We start from the raw sequence: 9559 nt of genomic DNA, 5'->3' as shown, positions 1-9559 counted from the left end.
AGTTAACGACAAACTGTAGTTAGTGTTGCCACTAGACCGATATACCCGCACAAAATAACTTCCCGCATTCAACAGACTGGTAATGGATTCAGAAGTAGTGCCAGTTTTTGCAGAAGTGGAAATTACACCACCAGAACTATTGAGTAATTGAACATCCGCATTGGCAGTTAAGCCTGTTAAACTCAAACTCAAGTTACTTTGTGTTCCCACATTGAAACTATAGTAATCATTAGTATCAGCACTTCCTACCCAATCATTAAAACTCTGAAGACTTGTTAAAGTACCAACATTACGGGCTTTAGATCGGGTATTTCCAGCATAATCAAGAGGTGCATTTAACGATGGAAGTTGCTGTAAACCAAACTCTGGATTAGGATTTAAAGGATCTTTATCCAGGTAAGTTAAGGAATTACCCAATCCTGGTAAAGAGGAATCAAAAGACTTTTCAGAATTATCAAACATAATGCACCCCTAAATAATTTATGAAAATCTTGCTTACGTAGGGTGGGCAATGCAGACTGTATCCAGATTCTAGTCGGCAATGCTCATCTTAGGTGTACTTCAAAGATTAAATATTAGTCCTACTGACACTGACGATATCCAAAAAATCAGTATTTTTTGGATATCGTCAGTGTCACTACATAAACATAAAATGATTTATGCCAACTTGACTACAGTAAAAAATACTATTCTATTAAAAAAGTTATACTAAATTATGCAAAAATTACGCAAAAATGACGTAAAAGCCTTGATTTACCTGATGACGACTTATTTTAATTTGTAAATCTTAATACTTATTCGTGATTCTGCGTGAGAAAAAAATGTAAATCACACGCAGGTGGGCTTTGTTTCTATAGCATGAGAATTCCATCCCGAAAAAATATTACATACTTTGATATCTCCACATAGCAGACATAGACTCTAAATCAACCCCCTTCGCATCACCTTCCATCGTATTTTTAAACAACGCCGTAAACGCACCCGCACCCAACCGATATTGCGGAAACATCCGATAACAAGGAATGCTAGTTAAACGAGATTGAAAAGTAGATAAATGATCAACTTTCACAGCTTGAAAATGCGGAAACCGTTCCAAAAACCATTCACAAACCTGCTCATTTTCTTCAGGGGAATAGGTGCAAGTCATATATGCTAAATAACCTTGAGGGGCAACAACTTGGGCAGAATTAGCAATAATGCGTTTTTGACGATTGGCACTTTTATTAATTGAAGTTGAGTGAAAACATCCTGGTGCTTTCTCATTTTTAGCTAATAGAGATTGCCCAGTACAAGGGGCATCAACCATCACCAAATTACTCGAAGCAGGCAACAATTCTGCAAAAATACTCGAATCTCTATTTACTACCCCACTGGGCTTAATTTGACAACGTTTTAAATTAGAAATCAGCATTCCCAACCGCTTACCAATCACCTCATTAGTAATTAGCAAATCAGGTTTTAAAGCCCTCCAAGCAAACACACTCTTACCACCAGGGGCAGCACACATATCAAAAACCATAGATATTGATTCAGGAATAGCCAACAAAACCGAAGCAGAAAATACCGAAGAAAAATCTAAACAATAAAAAGATCCTTGTTCATGAAGAGAATGCTTACCAGGTTTTTCTCCCAAAGATAAACGGTCTACAAAATGCGGTTGCCAATGTGTTGGCGTTTGCACTGAAAAAGGCGAAATCTCTGGTTTATCTTGACACCAAAGAATGCAAGGTGCAAAAGGTTGGGGATGAACTAAAGCATCTATAAACTTTGTTTGTTCATCTACATTTGTAAATAACTGTCGCGTAACTTTAAGCAATAAATTAGAAGGCTTTTCCATATTAATTTCTACCAAATTAAATCAGAAGAGAAACTGTTACATGAGAACAATGCAATCAATATATTTGGCTGCATACTAAAAAGACATTGACCGATATTTACATGGCGTTTGCAAAGTTCGTCTGTTATGGCTTCTGGCTTTTAGCTAGAGGCTAACCTTGTTTTGTTAATGTTTGTCAAACTCATGCCAAATTACGATTTTAGATTTGGTGTTACACTTATGTACCGGAGAGGTCATGATATTTAACAATTTTCAGCAAAAACTGCGCCAAGAATCACAACGTTGGCGAGACGAAGGAATTATTAGTTCTTCCCAGTACGACCAAATAGCCAAGCGGCATCAATTTAATAAAATAGAAGAATCTACCCGTGATAGTTTTGGTGTCATTGCCATTGTCATCGGCGGTTTATTATTAGGCTTAGGTTTAATGACCCTTGTGGGCGCAAATTGGCAAGGTTGGTCACGGGACGTTAAGTTTATCTTGTTAATGAGTTTATTTCTCTCCACAGCCATTACTGGGTTTTTGACTTGGCGAGAACCTACACTTACCACAAATCAAGGTAAAAAATCTCAAGAGGGTAAACGGGTACTCGGAGAAGCATTGTTAATTCTCAGTGCTTTTATTTTAGGGGCAACCCTCATGTTAATGGCGCAAATATTCAATATTAGCGGTTCAGCTTCTGAGTTATTTTTAGCTTGGGGGTTTGGGGTGTTAGTTATGGCTTATAGTCTTTCCCTCAATTCTTTGGGAATTATGGCTATTGTCCTCATTCAAATCGGTTACTGGATAGGAATTGGTAATTTAGGATCTGAATCTGGGGAAGTGACTTGGGCGCGGTTAGCTGTGCGCCATATGCCCTTACTATCATGGTTACTGTTTGTTCCCTTAGCTTATATTTGCAGATCCCGGTGGATTTTTGGCATAGGAGTTGTGGCATTTATTATATCTTTGCAATATAACCTCAGACCTTTACCACTCTTAACATTTTCTGATGCAGCTTCTTGGATAGCTTCCTTTGCGTTGGCTTTACCACCTGCCTTACTTTGGAGTTATGACGATTTACTTTTTCCCACAGTTAATTATAGATTGTTTCAACCCCTGGCACGTAATTTTGGCTTGATTTGCTTTGGTGTGGTTTTTTATCTTTTATCTTTCCGTTGGCAATGGGAATCGGTTGACTCTAGTGGCAGTTTATCATTTTTAAATCCCTTCAATTCAACTAGTAATTCATCGAATGTATTACCATCTTTGCCAATTATTGATTTAGGGATTCTCAGCGGTTTGGCAGTTTTACAATGGTTGTTTCTAATTCGTCAAAGCAATAGTCCACTTCGACGAGAAGTATTTTTCAGACTTGGCATTATTACTACTTTTTTAGGGTTTATTCTGATTACTCCTTTTTGGCATCAAGCTATCAGCAGAATTACCGAACTAGGCATTTTCATCTTCAATGTTTTATTGGCAATATTAGCCTGGGGATTAGTTCAAGAAGGGTTGAAATTACGAAAAAGAGCCGCATTTTGGTGTGGTATGTTATTATTTACCCTGCAAATTATCAGCCGGGTTTTAGAATATAATACTGAGGTTCTTTTCCGGGCTTTAGTATTTGGTATTTGCGGTTATTCTCTCATTGCTGCCGGACTTTGGTTTGAACGTCGCTTTACTACTTCTAAAACTAGTAATGGCGGTGGTAGCGGGAATAGTGGTGGTAGTGGGAATGGCGGTGGTAGTGGGAATAGCGGTGGTAGCGGAAATAGTGGAAATAGTGGTGGTAGCGGGAATAGTGGAAATAGCGGGAATAGTGGAAATAGTGGTGGTAGCGGGAATAGCGGGAATAGTGGTGGTAGCGGGAATAGCGGGAATAGTGGTGGTAGCGGGAATAGCGGGAATAGTGGTGGTAGTGGAGGCACTAACGACAGTAGAGGCGATAACAAAAGCAATAGTAGCAGTGATTATCGGAGTGGTAGTGGAGGCACTAACGATAGTAGAGGTGATAACAGAAGCAATAGTAGCAGTGATTATCGGAGTGGTAGTGGAGGCACTAACGATAGTAGAGAGAGAGATAGAGATAGAGAAAGCGAGAGAAATAGAGAGAGGGAGAGGGATAGAGAAAGGGAGAGAGATAACAGAGGCAATAGTGGAGGTGATTATCGAAGTAGAAAGTAATAGGATAATTCTCAATCAAAATTCAGACACCTGAGTTCGACTTTTTTACGCCTTTCTACTTACGCACAAAAAATTAAATCTGAGTTCTTTCTATATAAATCTCTGCGGATAAATTCCTATCGAAAAATTAGCAGGAATGGGAAAAGTATTTTTTCCTATTATCTATTACCAATTACCAATTACTAACTAAATCAATCCCATGAAAAATGACTTCCCTGAATCAAAAAAAACCTTCACTCCAGAAATGGAATTTTCCGAAAAATTGACCTTTCGGGATTATCTCATTGCTACAGAACAGAAGGCTAATAAACCTTTACCGATTTGGCGATTAATTGCCCCTTTATTGGTTCAAGTAGGTTTAATTCTGGCTGTACCTTCTCAGGCAATGTATACAGATATGACGGGTAAGACAGTAATTTTGCAAACTGTACCTGTAGATTCTAATGATGTTGTCAGGGGTTCTTCATTGAACTTAGATTATAATATTTCCCGTCCTGAAACTTTGAGAAGATTGCCGGGTTGGAATGACTGGTTGCGAAGAAATTCTCGCAGGGGTAGACAAATTGCCCCAGGGAGTATCTTATATTTAATTTTGCAAGAACGACAATCTTTTGATAGAAATGAACTTCAGTCTTGGAAACCTATCCGGGTAAGTAGTAATCGTCCTGTTTATTTATCTAATAATCAGGTAGCTTTAAAAGGTAATTATCAAGACGGTTTGATTAATTATGGGTTAGAAGACTATTTCATTCCTGAAGAACAAAGACAACAGATTAATGAGGATATTTCGCAAATTCAGGAAGCCAGGAATGGTAGACAACAACCAATTTTAGTGAGGGTAAAAGTAGATCCTCAAGGTAATGCTATTCCCATTGGTTTATCCATAAGAGATGCGAATGGTGAACGTGGCGATCGCAATTATCGTTTTCAATAGCATTATTGAGGGTGGGCAATGCCCACCTCAAGATAAATTGTTTGTGGATTTCAAAATTGTAATTCAAACCCTAATAACACATCTTCTCCAGACAGTAATACAGGAAATTGAACAATTTCTACAGGTTGTTCCAGTCGGTAAATTTCTACTTGTTTATCGTAGGGATTAATTAACCAACACAAACGCACGCCATTATTTATATATTCGGTGCATTTTTCTTGCAGGGTTTTAAGTCTGTCTGTTTTTGATCTCAGTTCAATGACAAAATCAGGTGCGAGTGGGGGAAATTTTTCTCTTTCTTCAACAGTTAGTGCTTCCCACCGATCTAATTTTACCCAAGCAACATCAGGAGAACGTTTTGCACCATTAGGAAGTTGAAAAATAGTAGAGGAACTAAATACTATTCCTAATTGGGTTTTGTAGTTCCAAAGACTTACTTTGAAATTTAAATCAGATTCACTACGGCCGCTTTCTCCTCCTACTGGTGGCACGATAATTAATTCTCCCTGTGCATTGAGTTCTAAGTTTACATCTTTATTAGCCATACAGAGTTGGTAAAACTGATCATCTGTAAGGCGAACAACTGGATCTAGATTTAGGGTAACAGTGTTCATGTCAGTTTATTAGTGTAATTTTTCTGGGTTAAAATCAGTGAGGTACAGTTTTAAACTTTAAAGACAGTAGAGGCGCTTTCTTCTGCGCCCTCGACTATATTTTATTCGACCAATAATCGCTATATTTTGTAATTTTAGCAATAGTTTAATCCTCGTTAACTACCAATTACCAATTACCTAAGTAGGTGAACGGAAAAAAACCGAAATATGTAACGAAAAGTAAAATCGCCCAAACCCTCTTCCTGTTCCCTGTTCCCTGTTCCCTTGCCCCAACGACAATTTTTAACGCCAACCTACTTATTCAATTTTAAAGTTAATTGGTAAGCGAGTATAAATTCCTTGAGGATCATTCATTGTTTGCAAGGTTTTGATTTCCTGTTGGAATTTTTCTAGTTCATTTATTAAGGGGTTTGAGTTTTTAGTTTGGGTTTTTTCTATGCCTAATTTGGCTTTTGTTTGATCTAATTTTTTACCAAATAACTTTTCTGCAAAGGTTGTACTTCGCGGATATTCTTGTATTTCCCAATCAGTTCCTAATTTCGCTTGTTTAGCTGCATATTCAATGGCTACATTTAAACCACCAATTTCATCAACTAGACCGATTTGTTTGGCTGCTGTTCCTGACCAAACTCGTCCTTGGGCGATTTCTGCTACTTTTGCAGTGGGAATTTTCCGTCCTTGGGAAACTTTCTGCAAGAATAGATTATAAATGCGGTCAACACTGCGTTGATAAACTGCTAATTCTTGAGGTGATTTAGGACGGGAAATGGTTTGTTGATCTGCATACTGAGCCGTTTTTACGCTATCCCAAGTTATGCCATTATTATTGCCTAGTTTTTGACCATTAAATAATACGCCAAAGACACCTATAGAACCTGTAATGGTATTAGCTTGGGCAAAAATGCGGTTGGAATCACTTGCAATCCAATAACCACCAGAAGCAGCTACATCTCCCATAGAAACGATGACGGGTTTGATTTGACGAGTTAATTTGATTTCTCGCTGCATGATTTCGGCTGCGGTAGCACTACCACCAGGGCTATTAATTCTTAAAACTACTGCTTTGATTTGATCATTTTGGCGAATTTTTGAGAATATTTTTGCAAAGTTATCACCGCCAATTTGTCCTTCGTCACCGCTACCGTTAACTATTTCTCCTTCTGCATAAACAATGGCAATTTTATGATCTGAATTTGAGGATTTTCCGGGAACTTCGGCATAATTAGCCAAGCTGATTTTTGTGAATGTTTGATCTTTTTTACTGTTACCAGTTAATTTTTTTAAGTCGGTGAATACTTGATCTTCATAAGCAATTGTATCTACTAGACTATTAGATTTAGCTTCTGTGGCTTCTAAAATTGATTGACTATTAGCGATCGCTTGCAATTTCTGCGGTAGAATGTTTCTGCTTGCACCTACAGATTTCCGCCACTCTCCCCACACATCATCTAACAATTTCTGGGTTTGTTCCCGGTTCTCTGGGCTGAGTTTATTGAGGATTAACGGTTCTACTGCACCCTTAAATTTACCTACCCGCACAATCTGCACACCAACGCCGTATTTTTCAAATGCTCCCGCTAAGAACATTGGTTGTGAACTTAAACCGTTCATTTCCATTGCTCCCATAGGATTAACTATAACTTGATTGGCTACGGAACTTAGATAATATTCTTTTTCACTCCAATCTGTACTATAGGCAATAATTTTTTTGCCGGTTTTGCGGAATTTTTCTAATGCTTGACGGATTTCTTTCAAGGAAGCATAACCAACTGCACTATTAGCATTAGTTCCATCTATATAAATACCTACAATTTTTTGATCACGTCCGGCTTTATCTAAGGTTTCTACAACTTTGCGAAGTGTGATGTTATTTTCTTCAACCCCGCTAAAAGTTTTTTGCAAAAGTTGGCTGGAATTAGGTTCACTATCGGTGATTTTCATAGACAAGTCGAAAACTAAAACTGACTTATCTTTGACTGTTGGGGCTGAACTTTGAGAACTAGCAACCGCAATTAATATTAATAAGAATCCCAGTGTGCTGACTCCAGAAAAAATTGTCAGTCCTAGTAAACTACCAATTAAACTTGCTAAGGTTTGTTTAAGAAAATTAGTCATTAGTTATTTATAAGTCAGTTGTCAGTTGTTCGTTGTCAGTTGTTCGTTGTCAGTTGTTCGTTGTCAGTGGTCAGTTGTTCGTTGTAAACTCTGAGATTGCTTTAATTTATACAGGTTGCTATTGGCAGTGCAAAATAATACGGTGGTGATTTCGGCAATTAAAACCTCTGTTAATTCTACTACAGCCGCTTCCGATACTGCCGCTGCTTTGAGAAAGGGCATTGCTAAACCAGCAATATCAGCCCCTAGAGCGATCGCTTTAGCCACATCTAAACCATTGCGTAAGCCCCCAGAAGCAATTAAGGGAACATCGGGATCATGCTCCCGAATACTGGCAATACAATCGGCTGTGGGTATCCCCCAGTCCCCAAATGTTTGCCCCAAACGCCGCTGTAAGGCAGTTTCTGCCCGTTCACTTTCAACCATTGCCCAAGACGTACCACCAGCGCCAGCCACATCAATAGCTTGCACTCCCACAGCTATCAGTTTTTCTGCCATAGTTGCGGAAATTCCATTACCTACTTCTTTGGCAATTACGGGAACTGGCAAATCGTTACACAAGTCAGATATTTTGTCAAGCAATCCATAAAAATTAGTATCACCCCTGGGTTGAATGAATTCCTGCAAAGGGTTAATATGTAAAATCAAAGCATCAGCTTCGACCAGATCAACAATTCGTAAACATTCATCAATACCATATTCATAATTAAGCTGTACCGCGCCTAAATTAGCAAAGAGGAGAATATCGGGCGCATATTTACGAATGGCAAAAGTATCCGCAACTTGAGGTTTTTCCACTGCTACTCTTACAGATCCTACACCCATTGCTAATTTGTATTCTTGGGCAACTTCAGCCAGACGACGGTTAATAATTCCCGCTTGTTCTGTACCTCCCGTCATGGAAGAAATTAACAAAGGTGCATGGAGATGTTTTCCCAAAAATGTCGTACTCACATCAATATCTTTACCATCAATTTCCGGTAAACAAGCATGAGTAAAGCGATATTTTTCTAAACCAGTGGTAGTTACTGGAGATTGGACATTATCTTCTAAACAGATGCGGATATGATCTGCTTTGCGATTTTGGGTTTGGGCTGAGGTGTTGATAGGATGGTTCACGACTTAATATGGAGTTATGTGAATATTTATATTTTGCACTAAGCCCTGGCGAATACAATATGGCTTCGCCTCCCGTTAGGGATACGCGGCTACATAAACAAAGTCCGTTTTCATGGACTAATAAATCTTAACCCACGCAGGTGGGTTTTGCCTGTGTAGACGCGGTTTCTAACCGCCTGGTGTAAATATCTATCTATTGTTGTTGTAAATATTTTTCATATCCAAGCTGATCTAGTTTAGCTTGCTTTTCCATGACCATATTACAAAGACTTTGCCGATAAACTTGAACTTTTTCCAGTAATTCTGGTTGGTGAGTAGCAAGAATTTGTACAGCTAAAAGTCCAGCGTTTTTAGAATTCCCAATAGCGACAGTAGCGACGGGTATTCCTGCTGGCATTTGCACTATAGAATATAAAGAATCCACACCTTGTAAATTCCGAGTAGCGACGGGAACACCAATCACAGGTAAAGGAGTTAAAGATGCTACCATACCAGGGAGATGTGCCGCACCACCAGCACCAGCGATAATTACCTTGATACCGCGTTGATGTGCAGTTTTAGCATATTCAACCATCCGTTCTGGGGTACGATGGGCAGAGACAATGGCAACTTCAACTACAATACCAAATTCTTCACAAATAGCGATCGCATCCTTCATTGTGGGCAAATCGGAATCACTACCCATGATAATACCAACTTCAAGACTCATATAATTTAGGGAACAGGGAACAGGGAACAGGGAACAGGGAACAGGGGGAGTTGGGGGAGTAAAA

The 9559-nt window shown here is 38.8% G+C and carries 7 protein-coding genes and 1 pseudogene; 2 read left to right on the top strand and 6 right to left on the bottom strand.

Annotated elements, in window-relative coordinates; translation table 11 throughout:
- On the bottom strand, positions 1–462 hold a 462-nt coding region (locus FJR37_RS08495), incomplete at its 3' end, for a PPC domain-containing protein (RefSeq protein WP_174763404.1).
- A 421-nt stretch (positions 463–883) separates the two neighbouring features.
- Entirely contained in the window at positions 884–1837 is a 954-nt protein-coding gene (locus FJR37_RS08490) for an RsmB/NOP family class I SAM-dependent RNA methyltransferase (protein ID WP_168465780.1), read from the bottom strand.
- Between the two features lie 235 nt (positions 1838–2072).
- Here FJR37_RS08490 and FJR37_RS08485 point away from each other — a divergent pair.
- Together FJR37_RS08485 and FJR37_RS08480 are read left to right on the top strand one after the other, a co-directional pair.
- Positions 2073–3521, top strand: a pseudogene (locus tag FJR37_RS08485) (DUF2157 domain-containing protein); the annotation flags it as partial.
- Between the two features lie 682 nt (positions 3522–4203).
- Entirely contained in the window at positions 4204–4938 is a 735-nt protein-coding gene (locus FJR37_RS08480) for a GDYXXLXY domain-containing protein (protein ID WP_168465779.1), read from the top strand.
- Positions 4939–4988: 50 nt separating this feature from the next.
- Here the strand turns inward: FJR37_RS08480 and FJR37_RS08475 are convergent, their stop codons facing one another.
- The 4 genes from FJR37_RS08475 to purE form a co-directional block, all read right to left on the bottom strand.
- Complete coding sequence (locus tag FJR37_RS08475; RefSeq protein ID WP_039200584.1) at positions 4989–5552, bottom strand: Uma2 family endonuclease; 564 nt, start codon at positions 5550–5552, stop codon at positions 4989–4991.
- Positions 5553–5849: 297 nt separating this feature from the next.
- On the bottom strand, positions 5850–7667 hold the full coding sequence (sppA, locus tag FJR37_RS08470; protein WP_168465778.1) for a signal peptide peptidase SppA: 1818 nt from the start codon (positions 7665–7667) through the stop codon (positions 5850–5852).
- A gap of 63 nt (positions 7668–7730) precedes the next feature.
- Positions 7731–8786 (bottom strand): type 2 isopentenyl-diphosphate Delta-isomerase, encoded by a 1056-nt coding sequence (gene fni, locus FJR37_RS08465; protein ID WP_168465777.1) that lies wholly within the window; start codon positions 8784–8786, stop codon positions 7731–7733.
- 193 nt (positions 8787–8979) lie between these two features.
- Positions 8980–9495: a 5-(carboxyamino)imidazole ribonucleotide mutase gene (gene purE / locus FJR37_RS08460; RefSeq protein WP_168465776.1), complete on the bottom strand. Its 516-nt coding sequence runs from the start codon at positions 9493–9495 to the stop codon at positions 8980–8982.
- Positions 9496–9559 lie beyond the last annotated feature (64 nt).

This window comes from Aphanizomenon sp. UHCC 0183 (assembly GCF_009712065.1).
GTDB lineage: Bacteria > Cyanobacteriota > Cyanobacteriia > Cyanobacteriales > Nostocaceae > Dolichospermum > Dolichospermum heterosporum.
Note: the sequence above shows the minus strand (reverse complement) of the source record. Positions and strands in the feature narration are given on the sequence as shown.